Raw genomic sequence first — 26,604 nt, 5'->3', positions numbered from 1 at the left:
AGCAGAGACTGTATTGTTCAGTGCATGCTGACCATCGGTACCCGTTTGGACGTGATGAATCGGTTGGGCCGGGCGATGGCGGACCCGACCCGTTCCCGGCTTCTTATGGCTCTGCTGGAGCGGCCCGCCTATCCCGCTGAGTTGGCCCGCGAGCTTGGGTTGACCCGGTCGAACGTGTCGAATCATCTGGCGTGCCTGCGGGACTGCGGCATCGTGGTGGCTGAACCCGAGGGTCGGCAGACGCGGTATGTCATTGCCGATCCGCATCTGGCGCGGGCCCTCACTGCGTTGGTCGAGGTCACTCTCGCGGTCGATGAGAACGCACCTTGTATCGACCCGACATGCTCCGTACCCGAGTGCGGGAACGGAGGGGCAGGGGCGTGATCCTGTCCTCCGCACTGCAGGCGATGGGCCTGTTCATCGCTACCAACATCGACGACATCATCGTCCTCTCACTGTTCTTCGCCCGGGGAGCCGGACGTAGCGGGACCACGGCCCGGATCCTCGTGGGCCAGTACCTGGGGTTCGCTGGCATTTTGGCCGCAGCAGTGCTCGTGTCGTTGGGCGCAGGAGCCTTCTTGCCCGAGGAAGCGATCCCCTACTTCGGACTGATCCCCCTGCTGCTGGGCCTGTGGGCAGCGTGGCAAGTCTGGCGATCCGGCGACGATGATGATGACGACGCGAAGATCGCCGGCAAGCCGGTGGCTGCCTGGACGGTGGCTGCAGTCACGTTCGCCAACGGTGGGGACAACATCGGGGTCTACGTGCCGGTGTTCCTCAACGTGGGTGTCGCTGCCACTGTTGCGTTCTGCGTCGTCTTCCTCGTCCTCGTGGCAGCTTTGGTCATGCTGGCCAAGTTCGTTGCGACTCGTCCCGGGATCGACGAGGTCCTCGAACGCTGGGAGCATGTTCTGTTCCCCATCGTCCTGGTCGGACTCGGCATCGTCATCCTCTACACCGGCGGAGCCTTCGGCCTCTGATCGAACGACAACACATCGTGTCGCTCGCGCGGGCTCTGCTCGTTGGGGCCTGGGCAGATCCATTTCGGTGTGGAGGCGAAGTCACATCCGGAATGCCCGCAGCGTTGCGCTGTGGCCTGCTGGACATCGGCTACTGGTTCTGAGGTGGGTTGGCGGTCGCGTTCGTGCGGATGGCGGCGTAGGTGGTCCAGTTGCTGCCGGCGTACCCGGCCCACTTCGTGGCGGCGCCGGTGCTGATGCCGATGAGGCTGGCGAACACCGCGGGCGGGACGCTCGCCGCGAGGTGGAGCATGGCGGAGTTGCGGCTGGCTCGGGTGGTGATGCCCAGCTTGTTGAGCCGGCCCATCAGGGAGGTCGGGTTCTGGTGGTGGCCGGCCCACTTGCCGGGGAACAGCCAGCGCTGGTCGGCCAGGGTGCTGGCCGCGCCGAACGGTTTCGCGGTCGGCAGCGACGTCACGAGCGCGTCCAAGGGGGGCGGCAGTAGGAGTGGCTCCGGACCGAGCCGGAGGTAGGTGGCGTCATCGTCGACCGTGAGGTCGTCGGTGGTGAGGGAGACGATCTTGCTAAGGGGTTGGGCGTAGAGCAGCACGAGGCAGGCAGCTGCGCGGTCCTCGATGCTCGCGGAGTTCTCGTCGTGGAGCATGCGGCGCACGAGTGCCCAGTGTTCGTCCTGGTCGAGCTGAGTGCGGGGTCCTGCCGCTGGGACGGCATCGGGCAGCGCGAGTCCGGGCAGGTGGCCGTGGTCGAGGAGCCAGCGTGGGAATCGGATCCGGGTCGCGCGTCGTGTCGAGAGCCAGGTATCGAGGTCGGCTTGGGTGCAGTCGTCGACGGTCCGGCCACGCCTGGTGAGGTGGTCGAGGAAACGTTGGGCGGTTCGGATCTCTTGCCGGCAGCGGTCGCTGATCGTCGCGTTGAGTCGACCGTGGCGATCCGGTTTGGCGCGGGCGATGACGTGCCAGCGGGCGTAGCGTCCCAGCGTCTGCTGGTGTCGAGGGTCGGCGACTTCATCGATGACGGCGGCCGCGAAGCGTCGAAGACGGGTGGCGTGCTCGTCGCGGTCGGGCAAGACACCGGTGGCGACGAGGAGGGCGCGTAGGTAGCCGACGGAGAACCGGTCGCCTTCGGCGTCGAGGAGCTCGTGGCTGAGTTCGTCGTGCTGACGAGCGAGGCGGGCGAGCAGGGTGAGGCTCTCGATGCGGTCCCAGTTGTTCAGGATGGATCGGGGGCGATGGGTCGCGACGAGGACGTCGCGGACCTCCTGGACTCCGATGGGGATGGTGCCGTCGGGTCCGGCGAGGAGACGGTCGATCCGGTCGGTGGCCTGGCAGGCGAAGCACCAAGGTCGGCCGTTCCTGGTGGTCCGTCGGCCGAGAGCGTGCTGCCCGCACACGGAGCAGTCGACGATGGGTGCCTGGTAACAGGTCGGACAGATGTCCGGGCTTACGGTGGTGGCCCTGAGCGCGACGCGGCGGGTCCGGCCACAGATGCCGCACTCGCGTTCGGGGTGGCGGTAGCAGCGGGCGCAGAGGTTCTTGCCGGTGCCGGTGCCGATGCGCCCGTCCGCGCGAGCAGTGAGTGGGACTACCTGGCCGCACTCATCGCACGCAACGGTGCCGGTCCGGGTCTTGTCGTAGCAGCCGGTGCAGACCGCCCCGCCGGTCGCCGTGCGGGCGTTGACCCGGCGATCTCGGCCGCAGATCGAGCATGGTTCGGTCGGCGCCCGCCGAGCGATGCAGGAGCGGCAGTAACCCAGTCCGTCGCGGGTGGAGCGCTTCAGACCCCGCAACTCCTGACACCCGGCGCACACTTCGAGCGGCCGGGCCCGGTCGTGGCAGCGCGGGCAGACGGGCTGGCCATCAACGGTGCGCGATCGGATGCGGTGCCCGTCCCGTCCGCAACTCGAGCAGGTCGCTGTGAGGAGCCGGCTGTAGCAGGTCGTGCAGATCCGTTCGCCGTCGCCGTGGGTGTGGAACAGCGTTCGCGGACGTCCGCAGAGCGCGCAACCGGGCGAGGTCAACCCGGTGATGCCGGCAGCGATGGCGGCGTAGATGAACTCGGCGACCACCTTGGGCATCCGCGACCCACCGGCGGTCAACGCTTCGGGATGTGCGACGAGGTGGCGGGCGAGTGCAGCGCGGGCACCGGGCGCGGGAGCGACCTGAGCCATCAGGTCCCCGACAGACTCCGGGGTCACCGTCGGGTCGCGTGCGAGGAGCAGCCCGGTCACGATGGCGAGCTGGTCGGCTCGTTTGGTGGCGAGTTGCTCGGCGGCTCGGCGCCGCTCGTGGCAACTGCAGATCAGCACCCCGGGCGCACGGCCGTTGCGTGCCCGACCGCAGTTCGCGCAGGGCCGCGCGCGGGAAGGTGGCGACACTGGCGCCGGCTCAGGCGTCACTGGCGCCGGTGATAGTGGCCCGCCGTGGCCGGTTCTTGCTCACCGGACCGGTGCCCGTGGCCGGCGCCGCGCCGGCAGCCTTCCGTCCGCGCTTGGAAGTGGCGATGACGTAGGGCTCGATGAGGTCGTTGGGGGTGCAACCGAAGATGTCGCACAGGGCGGCGAGGAGTCGCATGTTGAGGCGTTCGGGTTCGCCGGTGACGATCCGGTAGACCTGCGTGGAGGTCATCACCACGCCGCGGTCGGCGAGCAGAGGCACGAGTTCGGTGGTGTTGTGCAGGCCGGCCTCGCTCATCACCTTCCGCAGGTGCCACCGGTAGGCGACGCTCTTCGTGATCGGCGTGGTCATGGCTGCTCGCTTCCGTCGTCGGGCGGGGAGGTGAAGGCGTTGTCGAGGGCGTTGCGAAGCACGCGGTTGCGGTAGTCCCCGGAGACGCCGGTGTAGAGCGCGGTGGTCGAGCCCCAGCGGTGGCCGACCTGCTGCTGGACGAACAGCGGGTCGAAGCCGTCCTCGATCAGGTGGGTCACGTAAGCGTGCCGCAGACAGTGCGGGTGCAGCACCCGGTCGAGGGCGAGCTGGTCGCGCCAGTCGGCGAACCGGTCGTCGATGTGGGCCAGCCGGATGCGGCCCTGACGTTCGGTGGGCCACAACACCGCCGGGTCGGCCAGCCCGAAGCGCGGGAGGACTTCCTCGACGTACTCCTCCACGACCGGCCGGGTCCAGTCGAACACCGTCAGCACCGCCCGTCGGCGGGGCTGGGATCCGCGGCTGGCCTTGCCCCATCGGACGTTGCACACGCCGTAGCGACCGAACTCGAGCGCCTTGGGGTTGCGAGTGAAGTCATGGAGGTCGAGCATCGCCGCTTCACGACGGCGCAGGCCGTAGCCGTAGATGACCTTGAACAGAGTCGCGTCCCGGAACAGCGTCAGCCAGCCCTTCCGCTTCGAGGTGCGGGCGAAGTCGACGTGGTCGTCGGCGTGGTCGAACAACGCCTGGACCTCGCCCCGGGTTAGTGGGCGAACCACTGGCCGTGCCTCGTGGTCGGCCACGTGGACCGCGGTGTTCCACTCGTGACAGACCTGGATCGGATGAGTGCCGAACAGCTCCATGCACTGATCGGCCCAGCCATAGCGGCCATCGATCAGGTAGGCGCAGAACAGCGCCACCGAGTTCTGGTACGCCCTGATCGTCGACGGCGTCAGCGGCCGAGTCCCGGACAGCAGTTCACTGGTCCACTCCTCGACGTCGGCGGCGCCCCACTCCCACGGCGACGAGCCGCAGAAGTCCGCGAACCGACGGACCTGCGACTCCCGCGTCTGGATCGTCCGCGACGCCAACAGGCGCGAGGACTGCTGGCCCGCCCACCCCGCAAGCATCTCGTCGAACAACCGCTCGGCCGGACGAAGGGCAGAGACGTTGCCCGGCCGCAGCACGACGACCGAGCCATGCCCACCATCGCCCCGAGATCCCATGCCGGCGACCTTACATCAGATGTAAGTATCGTGCATCCGATGTAATCCCATGCGTTAAACTGCAGGTCAGGACGCCACTGGCCGGTCGGTAGTGAACCGTCGGACTGCCGCTCACGTCACCCGTTCACGCTTACATCTACCGTAAGAATCTTCCGTTAGATGTAATTTCCGAGGTAATCAGTAGACCGTCACGTGCACGTGGTCGTAGTGGTTGGCCGTCGTGGACCCGCGGTCCGACATCGCACGCCATCCCTCGGACGCCCGCTCGACGGTCCAGATCTGCTGGGACCAGATCACCTCGCTGACACCGAGGCTGGAGGCGTTCGCCCGGACGTAGTCGGCGATCGCGTCGCCCGTCGAGCCGGTCACCATGATGTCCAGTGCCTGACCGGTGCCGTGAGCGCCGCCGTCACCGGAGCGGACCCCGCCGTACGAGGTGACGCTGGGGAACTCCGCACACACCGCACGGTGCACCGCGACGGCGTTGGCGACGAGCCCCGATTCGACCGACGACCCGCTCGGGCACGCGTCGCCCGAGAAGTCCGAGGTCGGCTCGTCGGCCTCTTCGGGTGCCTCCTCCAGGGGCTCGGCCGTGGCCTTCGCGGCGCCGGCGACGATCTCGGCGTCCGGCTCCTTCAACGACTCGCGCTTGGCCGACCGCGAGGTCTGCTCGTCTCGGCGAGCCTCGATCAGCTGCTCGTAGGTCGGACCGGGCTGCTCGACCTCGTGCGGCTCGGCGGTCTCCGCCGCGGCCACCGTCGTCGACGTCGCCTGCTCCCCGGCCATCACGGTCTGCGGACCGGACGCGCCGAGCGTCGCCGTGGCCACCAGCCCCGCAGCCACCACCGCCGCGGGGCGTGCCCAGCGCGCCGGGACCGACCGCGAGGAACGGCCGGCTACCGACCGACGCCGGGCGACTGCGGCACCCACGGTTCCAGGGGGTGCGCGACGACAAGGCGCCGGCCGAGGTCGTGCGCGAGGAGCCGCACCCGATCGGGCCGTGAGTGCGCGCTCGCGGGCTCACCCGTGCCGGGGCGCGGATCCGGAGCGGTGCCCGGGTCCCGGCGCGCTCAGCGGGCGGCGGACGCGATCGTGGTGATCCCGAACGCCGTGATGACCCCCGCCGTACCGCGGTCGATCGCCTTGCTGACGCGCGGCCGACGGAGCCACTCCAGCGCCCGCCCGGCCAGCACCGCGACCAGCGAGAAGTAGACGAACCCGACCAGGGCGAAGATCGAGCCGAGCAGCATGGTGGCGCCGATCGACGCGTGATGCCCGGGGAGGAACTGCGGCACCACGGCGACGAAGAACAGGCCGACCTTCGGGTTCAGCACGTTCGAGAAGAATCCTGCTCGCGCGGCCGCCCACGACGGGCCCGCACCGGCGGCGTCGATGTCGGGCAGGCCGCCGCCGCGGCGGAGCAGGGTGCGGATCCCGAGCCAGAGGAGGTACAGCCCACCGGCGATCCTCACCACCTGGTAGGCCTCCGCCGAACGCTCGAGCAGCGTCGCGAGCCCGGCGGCCACGGCCAGCGCCCAGCAGAGCGACCCGACCGTCGACCCGAGCGCGGCGGCGATCCCGCTGCGCGTCCCGGCGGTCGAGAAGCGCAGCACGAGGAACGTGTCGGGTCCCGGCGTCAGCGCGAGCAGCGCGCAGAGGCCGGCGAAGGCGAAGAGCAGCGAGAGATCCATTTCTTCCTGACGAACAACAAATACGAAGTGCTGACCAATTTCCGATCTAGATTAGCAAGATGCATACTCATCCGAAGAATCGCCATGCAGTGATGAACACCACACGCGGACCGGCGCGACGGCCTGCCCACCGTGCCCTGCCGAGACGGATGCGACACCGCCCGGCCCGGGCCCCTACGCTCGTCGGGTGACCTCCCTCGCCGACCTGCAGGTCCGATCGCTCGGGCAGCCCCGCCACGAGTCCCCGCTGTCCTCCTACGTCGCCGGCCGCAAGACGAACGAGTACTACGTCTCCGAGGACGACCGGGTGCTCTACGACGACACGCTGTCGCTGATCGAGCGGCGCGGCGAGCCCGTCGAGCGGTGGCCGTCGTTCGAGACCGGCGGCCCGCGGGAGCACATCTTCTTCGACCCGACGACGATGCACGTCGGCGTCGTCACCTGCGGCGGACTGTGTCCCGGCCTGAACGACGTGATCCGCGCGGTCACGCTCGAGCTCTACACCCACTACGGCGTCGAGCGCGTGACCGGCTTCCGCAACGGGTACGCCGGGCTCAACCCCGACCACGGGCTGGCGCCCGTCGCGCTCACGCCGGACAGCGTCGCCGGGATCAACGAGCGCGGCGGAACGATCCTCGGCACGTCACGCGGTGCGCAGGACCCGGCCGTCGTGGTCGACCGGCTGGTGGAGCTCGGGATCGACGCGCTGATCGTGATCGGCGGCGACGGCTCGATGCACGGCGCTCACGTGATCGTCAACGAGGTCGACCGCCGCGGGCTCTCGATCGGCGTCATCGGCATCCCCAAGACGATCGACAACGACATCCCGCACATCGGCCAGAGCTTCGGCTTCCAGACCGCATTCGCGGAGGCCGCGAAGAGCATCACCGCGGCGCACGTCGAGGCGCAGTCCGCGCACAACGGCGTCGGGCTGGTCAAGGTGATGGGCCGGCATGCCGGCTTCATCGCCTGCTACAGCGCGCTGGCCAACCACGACGCCGACTTCGTGCTGATCCCCGAGGTGCCCTTCCGGCTCGACGGAGAGAACGGCCTGCTCGAGGCGCTGCGACGGCGCGTCGCCGACGACGGCAGCGCCGTGATCGTGCTCGCCGAGGGCGCGGGTCAGGACCTGCTCCCCGAGACCGGCCGAACCGACGCCTCGGGCAACCAGCGACTCGGCGACATCGCCTCCTACATCCGCAGTGCGGTCGAGTCCGACTTCGCCGCCCGCGGCGAAGAGCTGACGCTGAAGTTCTTCGAGCCCGGCTACGGGATCCGCGCGGTCCCGGCCGACGCGTCGGACTCCGTCTACTGCGCCCGGCTCGCGCAGACCGCGGTGCACGCCGCGATGGCCGGCCGCACGGACATGGTCGTCGGCCGTCGGCGCCACCGGTTCGTGCACGTGCCGATCCCGCTCGTGATCGAGCGGCGGCACTCCGTCGCCCCGGACGGGGATCTGTGGCTCTCCGTCCTCGAGTCGACCGCGCAGCCGATCGACATGGCGTAGGGCGTCTCGATCCTCGCTCCGCTCGGCCTCGACGAACGGGACGGCACGGCCCCGAACGACCGATGCTCGAGGCGCGAGCGAAGCGAGTGATCGAGAGCCGACCAACCCGCGGGCACGGCGCAACAGAACCGTTGCGCTGCGCGTACGCGTCCGCAACCGGCGGCGCGTACGAAGGAGCATGGACTCCTGCATCGTCTGCCACCGCCGCGCCGAATCAGCTCCCGACCGGGCCACCTGGGCGTACGAACGGGTCGGGCCGCTCACCCGGATGACCTGCGCGCACTGCGTCCGCGACCAGCTCGACGCGATCGAGCGGCGTCTCGACGGCGAGCGCACCCTCAGCGGCTGAGACCGCGCGCCACCTCGAGCACGAGGTCGTTCGCCTCGTCCTCGCCGATCGTGACCCGGATCCCGTCCCCGGGGAACGGCCGCACCGACACACCCCGCTGCTCGAACGCAGCGGCCACGTCCATGGTCTCCGCCCCGGTCGGCAGCCACACGAAGTTCGCCTGCGAGTCCGGCACGAACCACCCCGCCGCCCGCAGCCCGGCCAGCACACGGGTGCGCTCGGAGACGAGGTGCTCGACGCGTTCGCGCATCACGTCCTCGTCGTCGAGCGACGCCACCGCAGCCACCTGCGCGAGGTCGCTGACGCCGAACGGCAGCGCGACCTTGCGGACCGCGCTCGCGATCCTCTCGGGCGCCACCGCGTACCCGACGCGCAGGCCCGCCAGCCCGTACGCCTTGGAGAACGTCCGCAGCACGACCACGTTGTCGTGGTCCGCGACGATCGGCAGCGCGCCCCCGCGCGCGGTGTCGACCGCGGGCCGGACGAACTCCACGTACGCCTCGTCGACGACCACCAGCACGTCCGCGGGCACACGCCGGACGAACGCCAGCACGTCGGCACCACTGATCGCCGGGCCGGTCGGGTTGTTGGGGGTGCAGAGGACGACCACGCGGGTGCGGGGGCTGATCGCGTCCGCCATCGCCTCCAGGTCGTGCTCCGCCGTCGGCGTCACGGGCACCTCGACCGGCGTCGCGCCGACGAGACGCACCGCGATCGGGTAGGCCTCGAACGACCGCCATGCGTACACGACCTCGTCGCCGGGCTCGCAGACCGCCTGCAACAGGTGGTAGAGCACCGCCACGGAGCCGGTCGCCGCAGCCAGCCGCTCCGGCGCGACGCCGTGCCGCTGCGCGAGCGCCTCGTACAGCAGGCGCGCCCCCATGTCGGGGTAGCGGTGGACCCGCGTCGCGGCCTCCCGCACGGCCTCCTCGGCACGCGGGAGCATGCCGTACGGGTTCTCGTTGCTCGACAGCTTGTACGAGGGGCCCGAGCCGGGTGCGGGGGGTTTCCCCGCACGGTACTCGGGAACCTGATCGAGCGCGTCACGGATCCGAGGCTCACCCATGGCCGCACCCTAACCCCGTGAGAGCATCGCCAGCGTGGCTCGCACGCACTCCTCGCCGGGGATCGGCTACGCCCTGGTCGTCGCCGGGGCGCTGTTCTTCATCGTCAACGCCGGCGTCTCGCGGGTCGCGCTGCGTGCGGGTGTCGATCCGGCCCTGCTCACGACCCTCCGTACGACCGGGTCGGCCGCCGTCCTCGCGCTCGTGGTGCTGTTCTTCGACCGTCGGGCCTTCCGGATCCCCCGCGGCCGGGAGCTCCTCATGCTGGTGGTGCTCGGGGTGGTCGGAGTCGCCGGCGTGCAGTGGACGTACAACATCGCCATCGACCGGATCCCCGTCGGGATGGCGCTCCTCCTCGAGTACCTGGCTCCCGTGCTCGTGGTGCTCTGGGCGAAGTTCGTGCAGAAGCAGGACGTGAAGCGCACGATGTGGCTCGCGGTCGCGTTCTCCCTCACGGGGCTCGCGCTGGTCGCGCAGATCGCTACCGGGCTCGCGTTCGACGGGATCGGGATGCTCGCCGGCCTCGGGGCGGCGGTGTGCTTCTCGGTCTACTTCCTCGTCGGCGAGTACGGCGTGCACGACTCCGACCCGGTCCGCGTGATGCTGTGGGCGTTCGTGTTCGCGGGGCTCGCGATGAACCTCGTCGCGCCCGTGTGGAACCTCTCCGGCGTCGGGCTCGGCGCCGACGCCGACCTGCTCGGCGCGCTGTCCGGGATCACGGTGCCGCTGTGGGCCGTGCTCGCCTGGATCGTCGTGCTCGGGTCGCTGACGCCGTTCTTCCTCGAGCTCGCGGCGCTGCAGCACCTCCCGGCGACCGTGGTCACGATGGTCGCGACGCTCGAGCCCGTGGGAGCAGCGGCGCTCGGGTGGGTGTGGTTCGGGGAGTCGCTCGATGCGCTCCAGGTGTTCGGTGGTCTGCTGGTGATCGTCGGCATCCTGATCGCGCAGACCGCACGACCCGCGCCGACCCCCGCCGTACCCGAGGTCGGCGGCTGATCGCGACCTGCTTGGATGGTGCGCATGAGGTTCGTGCTCGCCTGGCTCTGCAACGCCGTCGCGATCGCCGTCGCGGCCTGGATCTTCAGCGGGATCCGGATCGGCACCAACGCCCAGGACGGGTGGGAGAAGACGGGCGCGCTGCTCATCGTCGCCGCCGTGTTCACCGCCGTGAACCTGACCGTGGGCCGCATCCTCAAGCTCGTCTCGATCCCGTTCATCGTGCTCACCCTCGGGATCCTGCTCGTCGTCATCAACGCGCTGCTGCTGCTCTTCACCGCGTGGATCACCGAGGCGCTGCCGGTCGAGTTCATCGTGAACGGCTTCTGGGTCGCGCTCTGGGGCTCGATCGTCATCTCGCTCGTGAACATGGCTCTGAAGCTCTTCGTCGACGTGGACTGAGCGGTCCGCACCGCCACCGAAGGCGGACGTGAGTCTCGACGTCTCGGTGGATCTCGACATTGCCGTGGCTGGAGCGACGGGAATGTCGAGACACGCGGGAATGTCGAGAGGCTCGTCAGCCCCACACCACCGCGCCCGCTCATGCGGTACGACCGCACCCAGACCCTGCCGTACGACGCGCGCCGGGACCCCGAACGGTCCGGTCCGCACGCGACCGCCCCGTACGGTGATCGCATGACGACGACCGACGGGCCGCTGCGGATCGCTCTGATCTGCCTCGGCAACATCTGCCGATCCCCCATGGCCGACGTGGTGCTCGAGGCGAAGCTCGCGGACGCCGGTCTCGCCGACGCGGTCGAGGTCGGATCCGGCGGCACCGGCGACTGGCACGTCGGCGAGCCGATGGACGAACGTGCCGCGCGGGAGCTCAGCGCCCACGGGTACGACCCGAGCCGCCACCGCGCTCGTACGATCCGGCCCGACTGGTTCCAGGACCACGACCTGATCCTGACCATGGACCGGAGCAACTACGACGACGTCGTGGCCCTGGCACCGACGGACGCGGACCGTACGAAGGTGCGGATGTTCCGCTCGTTCGACCCGGACGCGGGACCGACCGACGACGAGGTGCCCGATCCCTGGTACGGCGGTCCGGCCGGCTTCGAGCAGGTGCTCCGGATGGTCGAGCGCACGACGGACGCGATCGTGGAGTCGACCGCCGCGCTGCGCGACGAACGCCGCGGCTGACCACGTCGGCGCGATCCGCGGGCGTACCGCCGCGACGCCCGAGCGGGCCGCCGCGATCCTGTGTAACGTCGCCCCATGGCACGGATGGCGGGGATCGCGGCGAAGGCCGAGGCGCTGCTCGACGCCAGCGTCGTCGCCACCACACCGGTCGCGGGCGGCGACACCAACACGGCGACCCGCCTGCGCCTGACCGACGGCCGCAGTGCCGTGATGAAGACCCGCCCGAACCCGCCGGCCGGCTTCTACGCCTTCGAGGCGGACGGCCTCCGCTGGCTGTCCGTGCCCGGTGGGGCGGCCGTCCCTGAGGTCCTGGGGGTCTCCGAGGACTGCATCATCGTGACCTGGGCGGAGCCCGGCAAGGCCACGCAGGACTCCGCCGAGGCGTTCGGGCGCGCGCTCGCCGTCACCCACGCCGCCGGCGCCGAGTCGTTCGGTCACACCGGTGACGGATGGATCGGCCTCGCGCCGCTGCCTGCGGGCACCGCCGACACGTGGCCCGAGTTCTATGCGACGCGGCGCGTCCTCCCGTACCTCAAGGTCGCGGTCGACCGCGGGGCCGTCACGCCCGAGCAGGCCCGCCCGATCGAGGACGTCGCCGCGTCGATCACCGACCTGGCCGGCCCTGCGGAGCCGCCGGCACGGATCCACGGTGACCTCTGGTCGGGCAACGTGGTGTGGGGCACCGACGACACGGTCCACCTGATCGACCCGGCCGCCCAGGGCGGTCACCGCGAGACCGACCTCGCGATGCTCGCGCTGTTCGGCGTGCAGCACCTCCAGCGGATCCTCGACGCCTACGACGAGGCGGCGCCGCTCGCCGACGGGTGGCAGGACCGGGTCGCGCTCCACCAGCTGCACCCGCTGCTGGTGCACGCGGCACTGTTCGGCGGAGGGTACGGCGCCCGGGCCGCGATGGCCGCCGAGCAGCTGCTGTCCGGGCCCGCCGCCGCTGCATCCTGAGGCGATCCGTGGGAGATCTTCAGGTTCTTGTCAGCCCGTTGCTGGCAGGCTAGGCCCATGCGCATCCTCGTGGTGGACGACGACCGGGCCGTACGCGACTCGCTGCGGCGGTCCCTGGAGTTCAACGGCTACTCCGTCGACGTCGCCGCCGACGGTGCCGAGGCCCTCGCCCGGGTCCCGCTGGTGGATCCCGACGCGGTCGTGATGGACGTCATGATGCCGCGCCTGGACGGCCTCGAGGCGACGCGCGCGCTGCGCGCCGCCGGCAACCAGGTCCCGATCCTCGTCCTCACCGCCCGCGACGCCGTCGGCGACCGCGTCGACGGACTCGATGCCGGCGCGGACGACTACGTCACCAAGCCGTTCGCGCTCGAGGAGCTGCTCGCCCGGCTGCGCGCCCTCCTGCGCCGTGCCGAGCGCAGCCGGCGGCTCGAGGACGACGAGGAGGTCGTCCTCACCTTCGCCGACCTGACGATGAACACCGCGACCCGCGAGGTCACCCGGGGCGACCGCTCGATCTCGCTGACCCGGACCGAGTTCGCTCTGCTCGAGCTGTTCATGGAGCGTCCGAAGCGCGTCCTCGAACGCTCGTTCATCCTCGAGGAGGTCTGGGGATTCGATTTCCCCACCACCGCGAACTCCCTCGAGGTCTACGTCGGGTACGTCCGCCGCAAGCTCGAGTCCGAGGGCGAGCCGCGTCTGCTGCACACCGTGCGCGGTGTCGGCTACGTGCTGCGTGAGTCGGCGCCGTGACGCAGTCGACGGCACCCGAGACCGGTGTCGCGGAGCCGCGTGACCCCGTGACGCCGAAGCCGAAGGTGCCGTTGCACCGCCGGCTCTCGCTCGCGGCCCGGATCTCGCTGCTGACGACCGTCGCCGTCGGCGTCGTGCTGGCCTTCGTGAGCGCGATCGTGTTCGTCAGCGTCCGAGCGGAGTTCGAGTCGAGCCTCGACGAGAACCTCCTGCGGCGCGCCGGGTCGGCGGTCGAGGCCGGGATCGCGACCGAGCTGGTCATCCGCGGGCTGCCGCCGTCGGCGCTCGTCGCCGCCGACGTCAAGCTCGCCGTCATCCAGAACGGCCGCGTCTACCCCGAGCCGGTCGCATTCGTCGGGCCGGCGGAGCAGGCCGTCGCCCAGGGAGCCGGCTCGTCCTCGTTCCGGACGGTCGAGCTCGACGGCACCCCGTACCGCGTGGTCAGCGTGAGCGCCGGCGCCGACTCCGCCCTGGTCATCGCGCAGTCGATGTCGAGCATGCAGTCCGCGCTCGACCGGCTCCAGGCGATCCTGTGGGGCGTGAGCATCTTCGGCGTGCTCGTCGCCGGTCTGCTCGGCTCGGTCGTCGCCTCGAGCGGCCTGCGGCCCGTCCGACGGCTCACGTACGCGGTCGAGCAGGTGGCGGTGACCGAGCAGCTCAGGCCGATCGAGGTCCGCGGCAGCGACGACCTGGCCCGACTCACGATCGCGTACAACCAGATGATGGCCGCGCTCAGCGCCTCCCAGGACCGGCAGCGGCAGCTCGTCGCCGACGCCGGCCACGAGCTGCGGACCCCGCTGACCAGCCTCAAGACCAACATCGAGCTGCTCGGGCAGGCCGAGACGCGTGGCGGGATGGCGCCGGAGGCGCGGCGCGAGCTGATCGACGACGTACGCGCCCAGCTCGACGAGCTGACCACCCTCGTCGGCGACCTCGTCGAGCTCGCCCGCGACAGCGCGCCGCCGTCGGCCGAGCCGCTCGACCTCGCCGAGGTCGTCGCGACGGCGGTGGAGCGCGTCCAGCGGCGTGCGCCCGGCCTGGAGTTCGACGTGCGGACCGAGCCCTGGACCATGGTCGGGGAGTGGGGCTCCATCGAGCGCGCGGTGACGAACCTGCTCGACAACGCCGCCAAGTGGTCGCCGCCGCTCGACGTCGTCACGGTCCGCCTGCACGACGGCGTGCTGACCGTCGCGGACAACGGGCCCGGGATCAGCGACGAGGACCTTCCGCACGTCTTCGACCGGTTCTACCGCTCCCGCGAGGCCCGCCGGATGCCCGGCTCGGGCCTGGGACTCGCGATCGTGGCGCAGGCCGCCACCCGCCACCACGGCGAGGTGAGCGCGGCTCGCGGGTCGTCGGGCGGCACCGTGATGCGGCTCCGCCTGCCCGGAAGGCTCGGCGCTCCCGACGAGATCGAGGACGCCGACGCGTCGGCGTGACCGCTGCAGCATCTGCGCGAGCTCCTAGCGAGGTCTCAGCGACCTCTCAGAGCTGCGCGGCATGCTAGCACCTATGAGCGACGATCCCACCACCCCTGATCCGCACGACCCGGCGGGTGCCGACCCGCAGCCGCCGGCACCCGCGGAGGACGTGACCGCGGAGCAGCCCGCTGCCTCCGCCGAGCCCGACGCACCCGAGCAGTCGGCCGCACCCGAGGCACCCGAGCAGCCCGCCGCACCCGCGTCCGGATCCGGGTCGTCCTCCTCCACGCCGACCGACGCGTACGACCGGGACGCGGGCTACGCCCAGCACGACCCGTACGCCTCCCAGTCCGGCTACGGGCAGTCCGGCTACGGGCAGTCCGGCTATGGGCAGTCCGGCTACGGCCAGTCCCCCTACGACCAGTCCGGCTACGGGTCGCAGTCGGGCTACGGGCAGGCGGACCCGTACGGGCAGGCGTACCCTTACGGGTCGCAGGCCCAGCACGGGTCGTACTACGGCCAGCAGCACGACCCGTACGGACAGCAGCCCGGATACGGCCAGCACGACCCGTACGGCGGCCAGAGCCACGCGTACGGCACCTCGTCGCAGCACGGCTCGACCCAGACCGCCACCGCGGTCGCGGAGCCCGGCCCGTACACCCACCAGTACGGCGAGAGCCCGCGCAACGGCGAGGCGACGCAGGCGCTCCCCTTCGGACAGCCGACCGCGACGAAATCCTCGAAGTCGCGCAAGGGCGTCGGCGCCCTGGTCCTCACCGGCGCCCTCGTCGTGGGGCTGGTCGGCGGGGTCGGCGGCGCTGCGGTGTACGACGCGGTCGCCGACGACGCGAGCGCGAGCTCGGTCTCGTCCCTCGACGCGTCACCCGCCTCGAGCGCGGAGATCCCCGACAGCGCCGTCGAAGCGGTCTCGCAGAAGGTGCTGCCGTCGACCGTGCAGCTCAACGTGCGCGGCTCGGCCGAGAGCGGCTCGGGGACCGGCATCATCATCTCGAGCGACGGCGAGATCCTCACGAACAACCACGTCGTCGAGGCGGCAGCCGACGGCGGCGACATCACGATCTCGTTCAGCGACGGCTCCATCGCCCGCGCCGAGATCGTCGGCCGCGACCCGGTCACCGACCTCGCCGTGGTCAAGGCCGAGGGCAAGTCCGGCCTCCAGCCCGCCACGCTGGGCAGCTCGTCGGACCTCAAGGTCGGTCAGCAGGTCGTGGCCATCGGGTCCCCGTACGGGCTGGAGTCGACGGTGACGACCGGGATCGTGTCCGCACTGAACCGGCCGGTCCAGGCCGGCGACACCGCCGAGACGAGTAACATCTTCCCGGCGATCCAGACCGACGCCGCGATCAACCCCGGCAACTCCGGCGGCCCGCTGGTCGATCTCAACGGGTCCGTGATCGGGATCAACTCCGCGATCCGGACGAGCAACTCGGGCGAGTCGGGTTCGATCGGCCTCGGGTTCGCGATCCCGGTCGACCTGGCGAAGAACGTCGCCTCGCAGCTCGTCACCGGCGAGACCGTCGAGCACGCCCGGATCGGCGTGTCTGTCAGTGACGCGGTCGAGTCCGACGGCATCACCACGATCGGCGCCGAGGTCAAGGAGGTCACCCCGGACAGCGCCGCCGCCGCGGCCGGCCTGGAAGCGGGCGACATCATCATCCGCGTCGACGACCAGGCGATCGCCTCGTCGGACGCCCTGGTCGCGACGGTCCGCGGCTACCAGCCCGGCGACGAGGTGACGCTGACCTACACCCGCAACGGCGAGCAGGCGGAGACGACCGTCACGCTCGACTCCGACGGCGGTTCGCTCGGCTCCTGAGCCTCCGCGCGGCCCCTCCCACCCGACCGTGGTGCGGGCAGCTCGGGAAGGAATCCACCCCCGGTTCCGACTCGAGCTGCCCCCATCGCGGTCGCGGTGCGTCAGGGGTCCGGAGCAGCCGGCCGACCTCAGCCCAGGAGGTCGGCGACGAGGTCACCGATGATGCGGTCCCCGTGCTGGGTGAGGATCGACTCCGCGTGGAACTGGATCCCCCGGTAGCCCGGCCCTGCCAGCGTGTGCACGTCACCGGTCGCGGAGTCGGTCTCGACGCTCACGCCCGGCGGCAGACCACCGTCCGGCACCCGCGCCACGAACGTGTTGTAGAAGCCGACCGTCTCCGTCGCCCCGAGCAGCGGGAGCACGCTCTGCGTCCCCTGGAACACGATGTCCTTGTACGCGAGGTCGAGCCCGACCCGGCCGGCGAGCACCTGGTGACCGAGGCAGACCGCGAGGAAGGGGCGCTGCTCCTCCAGCAGGTCGTCCACCACGCGCCGTACGGTCGCGATCTTCGCGTCGCCGAGGTCGCGCGGGTCGCCGGGTCCGGGACCGACGAGGACGAGGTCGTAGCCGGCGAACGCGGCCGGCCCCTCGTAGTCGCCCCAGCGCAGCACGTCCGAGGCGATCCCGAGCACCCCGAGGACGTGCGCCACCATGTTGACGAAGTCGTCGGCGTTGTCGACGATCAGCGCACGCTTCCCGGCGAGCGAGGCCCGCGGCGCGGTCCCCGCCTGGTCGGACAGCCAGAACTGGCTCAGCCGCTGGTTGCGCGAGCCGAGCGCGATCAGCACCTCGTCGTCGTGCGCGAACGCGTCGAAGCCGTCGGCGGCGGGCGGTGCCGCGTCGACCAGCCCGAACGCGCTCAGGATGCCCGCCGCCTTCGCGTGCGTCTCCTGCGTCTCGGAGTCGGGGTCGGAGTCGCGCACCAGGGTCGCCCCGGCGGTGACCGAGAGGGTGCCGTCGAGGTCGATGTCGGCGGTGCGGATCAGGATCGGCGAGTCCGCCGTCGGGCGACCCTCGGCGTCGCGTCCAAGCATCGCGGCCGCCGCCGCGTAGTAGCCGCGGCCCCGGGTCTCGTACTTCTCGATCAGCCGGCACGCGTTCTCCACCGGGCTGCCGGTGACGGTCGCCGCGAACATCGAGTCGCGCAGCACCTCCCGTACGTCGCGGTGCGTCCGCCCGGCGAGGAGGTACTCGGTGTGGACGAGGTGCGTCATCGGCTTGAGGTACGGACCGAGCACGAGCCCGCCCTCGTGGCAGATGTCGCACATCATCTTGAGCTCCTCGTCGACGACCATGAAGAGCTCGTAGATCTCCTTCTCGTCGTCGAGGAACCGCAGCAGCTCGCGCTTGCGGTCGGCCTGCGTCTCCAGGCCGCGCAGCCGGAAGGTCCCGGAGATCGGGTTCATCCGGACCTGCCCGGCGTCGACGCTCACGTGCCGCTCCGGGCTCGCGCCGATCAGGTAGCGGTCGCCGGTGAAGACCAGGAACGTCCAGTGCGCGCCGCGCTCGCGCTCGAGCAGTCGTCGCAGCACGGTCAGGGCCTTCGCCGCGCCCCAGTCGGCCACCTTCGCCCGGTACGTCCGACCGATCACGAGGTTCGCGCCCTCGCCCTGCCCGATCTCGCCGTCGATCACGGTGCGAACCAGGTCGGCGTACGTCGCGTCGTCGGTCTCGAACCCGCCACGGTCGGTGAAGGCGACCTCGTCGTCCGGAAGGATCTCCAGCAGCTCGTCGAGCCCGATCTCGACCGACGTCTGCGCCTCGATCACCGACAGCGGGGTGCCGTCGTCGTGCGCCGCGAAACCGCGCTCGCGGACCTGGCGGAACGGCACGAGGACCAGGCTGTCGATCACGGGGCCTTCGGGCACGCCGTCGGCCAGCGGCACGTCGAGCAGCGACTCCAGGTCGGTCCGTGTCCCACCGATCAGGCGGACGCGGTCGGAGTCGCGCACGCGGACGAGCGCGTACGCCGGGTGGGCCAGGAGGTCGTCCAGAACGGTCATCGTCGTCCTTCTCGTCGGTGCGGCCGACGACGGGACCTCCCGGACGCGGCCGATGCAGGCGGGTCCGGGGTCAGCACGAGACGCCACCTAGCGGTGGCGCCACCAGAGGTCGCGGCGTGCTGTCATGGCGGTGATCGTAACGCACCGGGGCGAGTGAGAGATCCATCGCATTCTGGTATCACTCTCGGTATCATCGATCCCCTGCCGATGACACTGCGACTGAGCGACGAGGACATGCAGCGCCTCCGCGCGCGTGCGGAAGCAGAGGGGACGTCGATGCAGGACGTCGCGCAGCGCGCGATCGCGCAGTTCCTCGACGGAGCAACCCGTGCATCGCTGATCGAGGCTGCGCTCGCCGACACGCTCGAGCGCTACCCCGAGACGCTGCGACGGCTCGGCGAGTGACCGTCTTCCTCACCGTCGAGGAGGCGCTGGCGGTCGCCCGCTCGGTGATCGGCGCACCGCCCGAGGTGCGCGACCTCGGGCTGGTCGAGTCCGCGGTCGCGCGGCCACGCGCCTCAGCATTCGGCGCCGACGCCTATGCGACGCTCGACGAGAAGGCAGCCGCGCTCCTCCAGTCGATCGTCCGGGACCGCCCGCTGGTCGACGGCAACGAGCGGATGGGCTTCGGCTGCACGGCTGTCTTCCTCCACATCAACGGACACCCGCTCGAGCTCGACCAGGACACCGCGTACGACCTCGTGATCGCCGTCGCGACGGGGGGACTGGCGGAGGTCGCCGACATCGCCGCCGCGCTGCGCGGGTGGCGGACCGGTGAGCCGTCGGACTGACGGCGCCGCTCAGCCCGCCGGAGCGGTGAGCGTCGGCTCGCCGAGGTCGAACGCCACGTACTCCTCGACGTCGATCCGCCCACCGGGCTGGAAGTTCACCGGCTGGAGCCCGACCGGCCGACCGTCGCGGAACGTCACCAGCGACGCCTGTGCCGTCCGCCGCAGCTTGCTGCCGAGCGCGAAGGAGAACGCAGCACCGCCCGTGGTGCCGTTGGTGAACGTGACCGTCCTGCGGCCGTTCTCGGCGGTGAGCGTCGTCGGACCCTGCTGCACGTGCATGTGCCCCGCCAGCACGAGATCGACGCACCCCGACTCGGCGACCTGCTGACCAGTCGTCGGGCTGTGCACGACCACGGTGCTCACGTCCGCACCCTCCTCGCACGCGATCTCGACGAGCTCGGCCCCCTGCTCCTCGATCGTGGTCTCGCCCGTCGCGACCTCGGCGGTGTAGCCCGAGCTGCGCGGGTCGTTGAACCCGAGGAACCGGATCCCGGCGACCTCTTCGGGCTCCCCGTCGAGCACCGTGAAGCCCTCGTCGGCGAGCTGGGCGGCGACGAACGGGCCGTGGTCGTGGTTGCCCGCGACGGCGACCTTGTCGTAGTCGCGGAACTGGTTCGCGAGCGAGCGGACGCTGAAGCTCTCCCAGTCGCCGCCGCTGGAGGTGTCGTCGCCGGCATCGATCAGCAGCGTCGCGCCCACTTCGTCCCCGAGCGCCCGCACCACCGGGTCCATCCCGACGTTGTCGTGCCGGTCGGTGACGAACACCGCGACCGTCTCGCCCTCCTCCGGCTGCCTGAGCGCCGGCGCGATCTCGGCGACGGTGTCCTCGAGCTCGCCGTAGAACGTCACCGACTTGTCGTACGTGGTGATCGCCGACTGCACGATCGCCTGGCTCGCGTCGGTCGCACTGCCGGTCGTGATCTCGATGTCCTCGAGTCCGAGGTCGTCGGGGATGTCGGGATAGACCTCGGTGATCGAACGCCAGCGCGGTGTCGCGGTGGTCTCCTCGTCGGGCTCGGGCCAGGTCAGCAGGACCACGGCGAGCGCGATGGCCAGCGCGAACGCCACCGTCGTGCGCAACGGACCGTGCCCGACGCGGTGGCGCCTCCCGGCCCGCCGGGCCCGTGCGAGGATCTCGCGTCGACGGCGCTGACCGACGACCACCCACAGTGCCGCCACGACGATCGCTGCGAGCACACCGGCGCCCAGCCCACGCAGCGCCGACGAGATCGCCATGTCGCGCACCTCGACCGCGATCCGCTCGATCTCGGCGTCCGGCTGCGACGCGATCACGGCGTCACGGGCGACGAGCTGGTTCAGGCTGTCGGCGTCGGTGTCGCCGACGTCGAGGTTGACGCCCAGGCCGAACGGCTGGTCCACGGGCATCCGCAGGCTCGGCAGGACGGACCCGAAGTCGACCGTCGCGTGCTCGTCGAACGTCGGCGTCACGACGGCGGTGTGCGCGCCGACCACGACCGTACGGCTGGCGCCGGTGAAGGTCATCAGCGCGACCGGGACGGCGACCGCGAGCGTGATCGCGACCAGGACCAGGACCTGCCACGGGCGTGGCCTGCGAGCGCGCGGCGGCTCGGGCGCCGCATCGGGGGTGGTGGTGGGCACCCCTCCAGTGTGGCGCGGTGGTCCGACCATCGCGGATCGCCACACGGTGTGACGCGCCGTGCAAATACTGGTCACACGTCCAAGACATCTGCCAAAGTGGTCTGGATCACAGACCGTCTCGGGACGCCGACCCGGAGGACACGATGATCCGACCGCACCGGACAACCCGGCCGCACGCCACCACCGCGCCACCCCGTACGCCCCGATCGCGCCGTCGCGCGACCCGCCGCGGGCTGAGCGCGCTCGGCCTCCTCGCGGCAGCCCTGCTCGTCGTGGCGGGCCTGGGCGCGCCCGCAGGTGCAGCAGGAGCGTGGTGGGAGCCGACCGACCCGCAGACGCCGGACTCCGAGGTGAACGCCACCGGCGCGCCCTTCACGGGCACGATCGAGGACGGCTCGGTGCGCGGGTTCATCGACGCGCACACCCACATGTTCTCGAACGAGGGCTTCGGCGGGAACGTCGTCTGCGGAGCGCCGTTCAGCGACGCCGGGATCGCCGACGCGATGTCGGACTGCCCGCACCACCGGATCTCCCTGATCGAGAACCTCACCAACCCCGCCATGGGCGGCGACGTCCTCGCGACGCACGACACGACCGGCTGGCCGACCTTCGGCGACTGGCCGACGTTCCAGTCGTTCACCCACCAGCAGATGTACTACCGCTGGGTCGAGCGGGCCTGGCGCGGCGGTCAGCGGATCATGGTCAACGACCTCGTCTCCAACACCGGCCTGTGCAAGATCCAGGGCCTGGTCGGCGGCGCGAACTCCGCGCCCTGCGACGACATGGACGCCGTTCGGCGCGAGGCCGCCGCGACGTACGCGATGCAGGACTTCGTCGACGCCCGCTACGGCGGCGAAGGGAAGGGCTGGTTCCGGGTCGTCACCACGCCGGGGCAGGCGCGCGACGTCGTCGAGCAGGGCAAGCTCGCGGTGGTGCTCGGCGTCGAGGTGTCCGAGCCGTTCGGCTGCAAGCAGGTGCTCGGGGTCGCGCAGTGCTCGAGGGCCGACATCGACCGTGGCCTCGACGAGCTGGCGTCCCTCGGCGTCAGCAGCATGTTCCTCTGCCACAAGTTCGACAACGCCCTGTGCGGCGTGCGCTACGACGAGGGCACGACCGGCGTGATCGTGAACCTCGGGCAGTTCATCACGACCGGCACCTGGTGGAACCCGAAGACCTGCAAGCCCGGCCAGGTCCCGGACAACCTCGTCGCCGGCGGCGTCCTGCCCGCCGAGCTGTCGTTCCCCGGACTGCCGTCGGTCCTTCCGGTCTACCCGACCGGTCCGCACTGCAACCCCCAAGGCCTGAGCGCGCTCGGTGAGTACGCACTGCGCGGCATGATGAAGCGCAACATGATGGTCGAGGTCGACCACATGAGCGCCAAGGCCGCCGGCCGCGCGCTCGACATCATGGACGCGGCCGGGTATCCGGGCGTGCTGTCCAGCCACAGCTGGTTGGACGACGCCTTCATGGACCGGCTGTACGGCCTGGGCGGTTTCGCGACGCAGTACGGGCACGGCGCGACGCAGTTCGTCTCCGACTGGCAGGCGACGCGCGACGTCCGCGACGCCTACGACGTCGGCTACGGGTTCGGGATGGACATGAACGGGTTCGGCGGGACTCCTCCTCCGCCGGCGGACGCGGCGCGGATCTCGTACCCGTTCACGTCGTTCGACGGCGGCACGGTGCTCGACCGCCAGGTCACCGGTGAGCGCGTGTGGGACTACAACGGCGAGGGCGTCTCCCACTACGGCCAGGTCCCCGACTGGGTCGAGAGCCTGCGGATCCTCGGCGGCGACGAGCTGATCGACGACCTCGCGGCCGGCGCCGAGTCGTACCTGCGGACCTGGGGCGCCACGGCCGACTACGCGCCCGGCGCGAACCTGGCGCTGCGGGCCCCGGCGAGCGCGAGCTCGTACGAGTGGTCGCTGTTCACCAGCTACAAGCCGGGGCGCGCGGTCGACGGCGACACCGACACCCGGTGGGCGAGCCGGTGGAGCGACGACCAGTGGCTCGCGGTCGACCTCGGCGGGCCGCGCTCGGTCGCGAAGGTGACGATCGCGTGGGAGGACGCCTACGCCTCGCGGTACGCGGTGCAGGTCTCCCAGGACGGGTCGAGCTGGACGACGATGAAGACGGTCGACGGTGACGGCGGGCTCGACACGGTGTCGTTCCCCGCGACCTCGGCACGCTTCGTGCGGATGAAGGGGATCGACCGAGGGACCGGGTACGGCTACTCGATCCGGGAGCTCGGCGTCTTCTCCTGAGTGGGAGCCGCGCGAGGCTGCGCGGGGTGGCGGTCTTCCCAGCCAACTGGGGAGACCGTCACCTGGCTCCGATGGTTTCCCGCGCCCGGTGCAGGCCTTCCCAGCCGGCTACGGAGACTGACAGCGCGCGGTCCGGAGTCAGTCGGTGAGCCGGTCGAGCCAGCGGCGGCTGGACCCCACGGTCAGCAGGAGCTGGGTCGCGCGGGTCAGCACGACGTACAGCGTCCGCCAGCCCGCCGGCGACTCCTCGACGATCTGGTCCGGCTCGACGACGAGGACGGCATCGAACTCCAGACCCTTCGTGTCGAGTCCGTCCAGCACCCGCAGGCGTCCCAGGTCCTCGCGCTCCTCGGCCAGCCACGCCGCGACCTCGTCACGGCGGTCCGCCGGCACGACCACCGCGATCGACCCCTCGACCCGGTCGGCGAGGTCGCGCACCCCGCTGCGCACGGCTCCGGCGACGCCGTCGGCCGGGACCTCCTCGTGGACCGGCTCGACACCCGTGCGACGGACCGCGTCGGGTGTGTCCGCGTCGGGGATCATCGCGCTCGCGACCTCGGCCGCGAAGTCGTAGATCTCTGCGGAGTTGCGGTAGTTCGTCGACAGCCGGAACGTGTGCTCGGGCTTGCCGTCGAGCGCCTTCGCGCGCGCCTGCGCAGCCTCGTCGGCGTGCGGCCAGGACGACTGCGCCGGGTCGCCGACGATGGTCCAGCTCGCGTACTTCCCGCGCCGCCCGAGCATCCGCCACTGCATCGGCGAGAGGTCCTGCGCCTCGTCGACGAGCACGTGGGCGTACGAGTCGTCCTCGATGGAGGTGGTCGCACGCACCTTGCGCCTCTCCGACTCCTCCCGCTCGAACGACATCAGCTGCTTCACGTCGTACGGGTCGTCGTCGCCGTCGTCCTCGGGCACCTCGCCGAGCAGGTAGCGCAGCTCGTCGATCAGCGGAACGTCCTCGACGCTCGGGATCCCGGCGTCGGCGCCGTGCCACGACGCGAGCAGCGCGTCGATCTCCTCGGCCGACAGGAGGTCCCCGGCGTACGCACTCAGCACGGCGGGATCGGCGAGCGACTCCCAGACCGCGACCGGGTCGAGCGGCGGCCACCACGCGGCGGCGAAGTCGAGGAACCGATCGTCGTTCGTGAGCACCTTGTCGAACTCGTCGCGCGACTTCTCCAGCGCTCGATCACCCGAGACCTGCGACCACAGCGTGTCGAGGAGCGCCTCCTCGACCCTGCCGTACGCACGGTTGCGCGGCTGCCCGCTCAGCAGGCGGCGCCGCAGCGCGTCGAGCGCCGCGCCGTCGAGGCGGAGGACGTCGTCGCGGTAGAAGTAGCGCAGCTCGCGCGGCTCACCGGGCTGCGCGGCCCGCGCGGCCCGCGACAGCAGCGTGGCCATCCGAGCCGAGCCCTTGACCGCCGCGGCGGCCGGAGCGTCGTGGCGGTCGGCGGACACGCCGTCGACGACCTCACCGAGCGAGCGCAGCGTCACCGAGGTCTCGCCGAGGCTCGGGAGCACCCGCTCGATGTAGCCCATGAACACCCCGGACGGTCCGACGACGAGCACGCCGCCGGACTCGAAGCGGCGGCGGTCGACGTACAGCAGGTAGGCGGCGCGGTGCAGCGCGACGACGGTCTTGCCGGTGCCGGGGCCGCCGCCGATGATCGTGGCCCCGCGCATCGGGGCGCGGATCGCCTCGTCCTGCTCCTTCTGGATCGTCGCGACGACGGAGTGCATCGACGCGTCGCGGGCCCGGCTGAGGCTGGCCAGCAGCGCACCTTCGCCGACGACGACCATGTCCTCGGGGGCCTGGTCGGGATCGAGCAGCTCGTCCTCGACCCCGGTCACGGTCACGCCGCGGCTGCGCAGCACACGGCGGCGCACCACGCCGACCGGATCCTGCGCCGTGGCCTGGTAGAACAGCGACGCCGCGGGCGCGCGCCAGTCGACCAGCAGGACCTCGCGCTCGGCATCACGCACGCCGATCCGGCCGACGTACCGCTTCTCGCCCCCGGCCAGGTCGAGCCGACCGAAGACCAGTCCCTCGTGCGCGGCGTTCAGGGCGGCGAGCCGCTTGGAGGCCTGGTAGACCATCGCGTCGCGCTCGACCAGGCCGCCCTCGTGGCCCACGTGCCCACGCGCGTACCCCTCGCGCGCCAGCGACTGCGCCGCCTTCGTCGACTCCTCGAGCCGGTCGTAGACGACGTCGACGTACGCCTGTTCGTCGGCGAGCTCGCGCTGCTCGACCGACGGCGACGTGCTTGGTTCCAACCCTGGCTCCTCGAATCCGAGACTTCGAACAGAACTCCCAAGTCTATCCGGGGTCCCCCGCATTCCCACGCGCAGTGGCACTCGGGATTCGCGCGCGTGCCATCCTCGGCGCATGGCGATCCTCACCGACACCGAGCTGCTCGCCGGCCTGCGCGCCCGCGACGCCGTCCGCTGGATGCGCGACGCGGCCCTCGCCCACCACCGCGGCGAGCTCGTCGGCCCGCCCCGCGTCTCGGCTCCGCTCGGCGACGGCGCCCTCGTCGTGACCGCCGGGGCCCTGCGCGGCCGGTGGTACGGCTACCGCAGCCGTGCGGGCCTCGCGCCGGGCGGCGACGAGATCACGGTCGTGCAGGAGCACGGTTCCGGTCGGGTGCTCGCCCTCGCCGCGGGACGCGAGCTCGGACCCCGCCGTACGGGCGCGATCGGCGGTGCCGCGGCCGACGCACTCGCGCGTCCCGACGCCTCCGTCCTCGCGCTGGTCGGAGCGGGCACGCAGGCGTGGACGCAGCTGTGGGCGGTCGCGGCCGTACGCGACCTGCGCGAGGTGCGGGTGCACGTACGGACGCCCGAGCGGCGGGATGCGTTCGCGCGGCGGGCGCGGGAGGTGCTCGGGATCGAGGTGACGGGGTTCGCCGACGCGCGTACCGCGGTGGACGGTGCGGACCTGGTCGTGTGCGCGACGACGAGCACGACCCCGGTCGTCGAGCGCGACTGGCTCGCCCCCGGCGCGTACCTCGCGACGCTCGGGCCCAAGCAGCCGGGCGCCGCGGAGGTGGAGGTGGGGACCCTCGCGGCCTGCGACGCCGTCGTCACCGACTCACCGGCGCAGCTGCTGGACGGTTCGCCGACCAGCAACGTCGTCGGTACGGAGGTGGCCGGTGCGGTCGTCGCGCTCGGGGCCGTGATCGCGGGCGACGCCCAGGCCCGCCGCACGGACGCCGACGTGGTCGCGTTCTCCTCGGTCGGTCTCGCCGGCACCGAGCCGTACCTGCTCGCGCGCTACGCCGGCGTCGCCTGAGCCAGACCCGCTCGCGAGTCGTCCCTGGCGGGGTCGCGAGTCGTCCCTGGTGGGGTCGCGAG

General features: G+C 71.3%; 24 protein-coding genes. 15 read left to right on the top strand and 9 right to left on the bottom strand.

Features of this window, described 5'->3' with window-relative positions; genetic code table 11:
* Positions 1-24: 24 nt before the first annotated feature.
* Both cmtR and CLV56_RS10770 read left to right on the top strand, forming a co-directional pair.
* Positions 25-384 carry a Cd(II)/Pb(II)-sensing metalloregulatory transcriptional regulator CmtR gene (gene cmtR, locus CLV56_RS10775; RefSeq protein ID WP_039346914.1) on the top strand — a complete coding sequence of 120 codons (360 nt, stop codon included), beginning with the start codon at positions 25-27 and terminating at the stop codon, positions 382-384.
* Positions 381-980, top strand: coding sequence for a cadmium resistance transporter (locus CLV56_RS10770; protein ID WP_211288043.1), 600 nt, complete (start codon positions 381-383; stop codon positions 978-980). The genes cmtR and CLV56_RS10770 overlap by 4 nt, the downstream gene beginning before the upstream one ends.
* 130 nt (positions 981-1,110) lie before the next feature.
* Here CLV56_RS10770 and CLV56_RS21000 read toward each other — a convergent pair whose 3' ends face one another.
* The 5 genes from CLV56_RS21000 to CLV56_RS10745 form a co-directional block, all read right to left on the bottom strand.
* Entirely contained in the window at positions 1,111-3,285 is a 2,175-nt protein-coding gene (locus CLV56_RS21000) for a hypothetical protein (RefSeq protein ID WP_211288042.1), read from the bottom strand.
* 79 nt (positions 3,286-3,364) lie between these two features.
* On the bottom strand, positions 3,365-3,724 hold the full coding sequence (locus CLV56_RS10760) for a helix-turn-helix domain-containing protein (protein WP_039346915.1): 360 nt from the start codon (positions 3,722-3,724) through the stop codon (positions 3,365-3,367).
* Positions 3,721-4,848, bottom strand: coding sequence for a tyrosine-type recombinase/integrase (locus CLV56_RS10755; RefSeq protein WP_039346916.1), 1,128 nt, complete (start codon positions 4,846-4,848; stop codon positions 3,721-3,723). Before CLV56_RS10755 ends, CLV56_RS10760 begins: the two co-directional genes overlap by 4 nt.
* A 177-nt stretch (positions 4,849-5,025) precedes the next feature.
* On the bottom strand, positions 5,026-5,676 hold the full coding sequence (locus tag CLV56_RS10750; RefSeq protein WP_100414805.1) for a VldE C-terminal domain-containing protein: 651 nt from the start codon (positions 5,674-5,676) through the stop codon (positions 5,026-5,028).
* A gap of 242 nt (positions 5,677-5,918) precedes the next feature.
* Positions 5,919-6,539, bottom strand: coding sequence for a LysE family translocator (locus tag CLV56_RS10745; protein WP_039346918.1), 621 nt, complete (start codon positions 6,537-6,539; stop codon positions 5,919-5,921).
* Between the two features lie 187 nt (positions 6,540-6,726).
* Here CLV56_RS10745 and CLV56_RS10740 point away from each other — a divergent pair, with 187 nt between their 5' ends.
* Together CLV56_RS10740 and CLV56_RS20600 are read left to right on the top strand one after the other, a co-directional pair.
* Positions 6,727-8,046, top strand: coding sequence for an ATP-dependent 6-phosphofructokinase (locus CLV56_RS10740; protein ID WP_039346920.1), 1,320 nt, complete (start codon positions 6,727-6,729; stop codon positions 8,044-8,046).
* A gap of 178 nt (positions 8,047-8,224) precedes the next feature.
* Positions 8,225-8,395, top strand: a complete 171-nt coding sequence (locus CLV56_RS20600) for a hypothetical protein (RefSeq protein ID WP_157805136.1) — start codon at positions 8,225-8,227, stop codon at positions 8,393-8,395.
* On the opposite strand, the gene hisC is transcribed toward CLV56_RS20600, so the two are convergent.
* The gene (gene hisC / locus CLV56_RS10735; RefSeq protein ID WP_039346922.1) at positions 8,385-9,461 is read right to left on the bottom strand and encodes a histidinol-phosphate transaminase; all 1,077 of its coding nucleotides are present in this window, start codon (positions 9,459-9,461) and stop codon (positions 8,385-8,387) included. The two genes, CLV56_RS20600 and hisC, sit on opposite strands and share 11 nt — an antisense overlap.
* A gap of 34 nt (positions 9,462-9,495) precedes the next feature.
* Here hisC and CLV56_RS10730 point away from each other — a divergent pair, with 34 nt between their 5' ends.
* From CLV56_RS10730 to CLV56_RS10695, 7 genes are all read left to right on the top strand, one after another.
* Positions 9,496-10,455, top strand: a complete 960-nt coding sequence (locus tag CLV56_RS10730; protein WP_039346923.1) for an EamA family transporter — start codon at positions 9,496-9,498, stop codon at positions 10,453-10,455.
* Between the two features lie 24 nt (positions 10,456-10,479).
* Positions 10,480-10,857: a phage holin family protein gene (locus CLV56_RS10725; RefSeq protein ID WP_039346946.1), complete on the top strand. Its 378-nt coding sequence runs from the start codon at positions 10,480-10,482 to the stop codon at positions 10,855-10,857.
* 234 nt (positions 10,858-11,091) lie between these two features.
* Positions 11,092-11,604: a low molecular weight protein-tyrosine-phosphatase gene (locus CLV56_RS10720; RefSeq protein WP_039346948.1), complete on the top strand. Its 513-nt coding sequence runs from the start codon at positions 11,092-11,094 to the stop codon at positions 11,602-11,604.
* A gap of 75 nt (positions 11,605-11,679) precedes the next feature.
* Positions 11,680-12,564, top strand: a complete 885-nt coding sequence (locus CLV56_RS10715) for a fructosamine kinase family protein (RefSeq protein ID WP_039346924.1) — start codon at positions 11,680-11,682, stop codon at positions 12,562-12,564.
* Positions 12,565-12,621: 57 nt separating this feature from the next.
* The gene (locus CLV56_RS10710) at positions 12,622-13,317 is read left to right on the top strand and encodes a response regulator transcription factor (protein ID WP_039346925.1); all 696 of its coding nucleotides are present in this window, start codon (positions 12,622-12,624) and stop codon (positions 13,315-13,317) included.
* Positions 13,314-14,756 carry a sensor histidine kinase gene (locus CLV56_RS10705; RefSeq protein ID WP_245857754.1) on the top strand — a complete coding sequence of 481 codons (1,443 nt, stop codon included), beginning with the start codon at positions 13,314-13,316 and terminating at the stop codon, positions 14,754-14,756. Before CLV56_RS10710 ends, CLV56_RS10705 begins: the two co-directional genes overlap by 4 nt.
* 73 nt (positions 14,757-14,829) lie before the next feature.
* Positions 14,830-16,575: a trypsin-like peptidase domain-containing protein gene (locus CLV56_RS10695; protein ID WP_211288041.1), complete on the top strand. Its 1,746-nt coding sequence runs from the start codon at positions 14,830-14,832 to the stop codon at positions 16,573-16,575.
* Positions 16,576-16,703: 128 nt separating this feature from the next.
* Here CLV56_RS10695 and CLV56_RS10690 read toward each other — a convergent pair whose 3' ends face one another.
* The gene (locus tag CLV56_RS10690) at positions 16,704-18,578 is read right to left on the bottom strand and encodes an anthranilate synthase family protein (protein WP_039346926.1); all 1,875 of its coding nucleotides are present in this window, start codon (positions 18,576-18,578) and stop codon (positions 16,704-16,706) included.
* A gap of 207 nt (positions 18,579-18,785) precedes the next feature.
* Here CLV56_RS10690 and CLV56_RS10685 point away from each other — a divergent pair, with 207 nt between their 5' ends.
* Together CLV56_RS10685 and CLV56_RS10680 are read left to right on the top strand one after the other, a co-directional pair.
* The gene (locus CLV56_RS10685) at positions 18,786-18,983 is read left to right on the top strand and encodes a ribbon-helix-helix protein, CopG family (protein ID WP_039346927.1); all 198 of its coding nucleotides are present in this window, start codon (positions 18,786-18,788) and stop codon (positions 18,981-18,983) included.
* Positions 18,980-19,369: a type II toxin-antitoxin system death-on-curing family toxin gene (locus tag CLV56_RS10680; protein ID WP_039346928.1), complete on the top strand. Its 390-nt coding sequence runs from the start codon at positions 18,980-18,982 to the stop codon at positions 19,367-19,369. Before CLV56_RS10685 ends, CLV56_RS10680 begins: the two co-directional genes overlap by 4 nt.
* A 9-nt stretch (positions 19,370-19,378) precedes the next feature.
* Here the strand turns inward: CLV56_RS10680 and CLV56_RS10675 are convergent, their stop codons facing one another.
* A complete protein-coding gene (locus CLV56_RS10675; RefSeq protein ID WP_100414804.1) occupies positions 19,379-20,989 on the bottom strand; it encodes a metallophosphoesterase family protein in 1,611 nt (536 codons plus the stop codon).
* Between the two features lie 143 nt (positions 20,990-21,132).
* On the opposite strand from CLV56_RS10675, the gene CLV56_RS10670 reads away from it, so the two are divergent.
* Positions 21,133-23,253 (top strand): discoidin domain-containing protein, encoded by a 2,121-nt coding sequence (locus CLV56_RS10670; protein ID WP_100414803.1) that lies wholly within the window; start codon positions 21,133-21,135, stop codon positions 23,251-23,253.
* 138 nt (positions 23,254-23,391) lie between these two features.
* Here CLV56_RS10670 and CLV56_RS10665 read toward each other — a convergent pair whose 3' ends face one another.
* Positions 23,392-25,524, bottom strand: coding sequence for a HelD family protein (locus tag CLV56_RS10665; protein ID WP_039363723.1), 2,133 nt, complete (start codon positions 25,522-25,524; stop codon positions 23,392-23,394).
* A gap of 112 nt (positions 25,525-25,636) precedes the next feature.
* Between CLV56_RS10665 and CLV56_RS10660 the strand changes: the two genes are divergently transcribed.
* On the top strand, positions 25,637-26,542 hold the full coding sequence (locus tag CLV56_RS10660) for a hypothetical protein (protein ID WP_039363720.1): 906 nt from the start codon (positions 25,637-25,639) through the stop codon (positions 26,540-26,542).
* The last annotated feature ends 62 nt before the right edge of the window (positions 26,543-26,604 follow it).

Source organism: Mumia flava, assembly GCF_002797495.1.
GTDB classification, from domain to species: Bacteria; Actinomycetota; Actinomycetes; order Propionibacteriales; family Nocardioidaceae; genus Mumia; species Mumia flava.
This window is presented reverse-complemented; position numbering and strand designations above follow the sequence as displayed.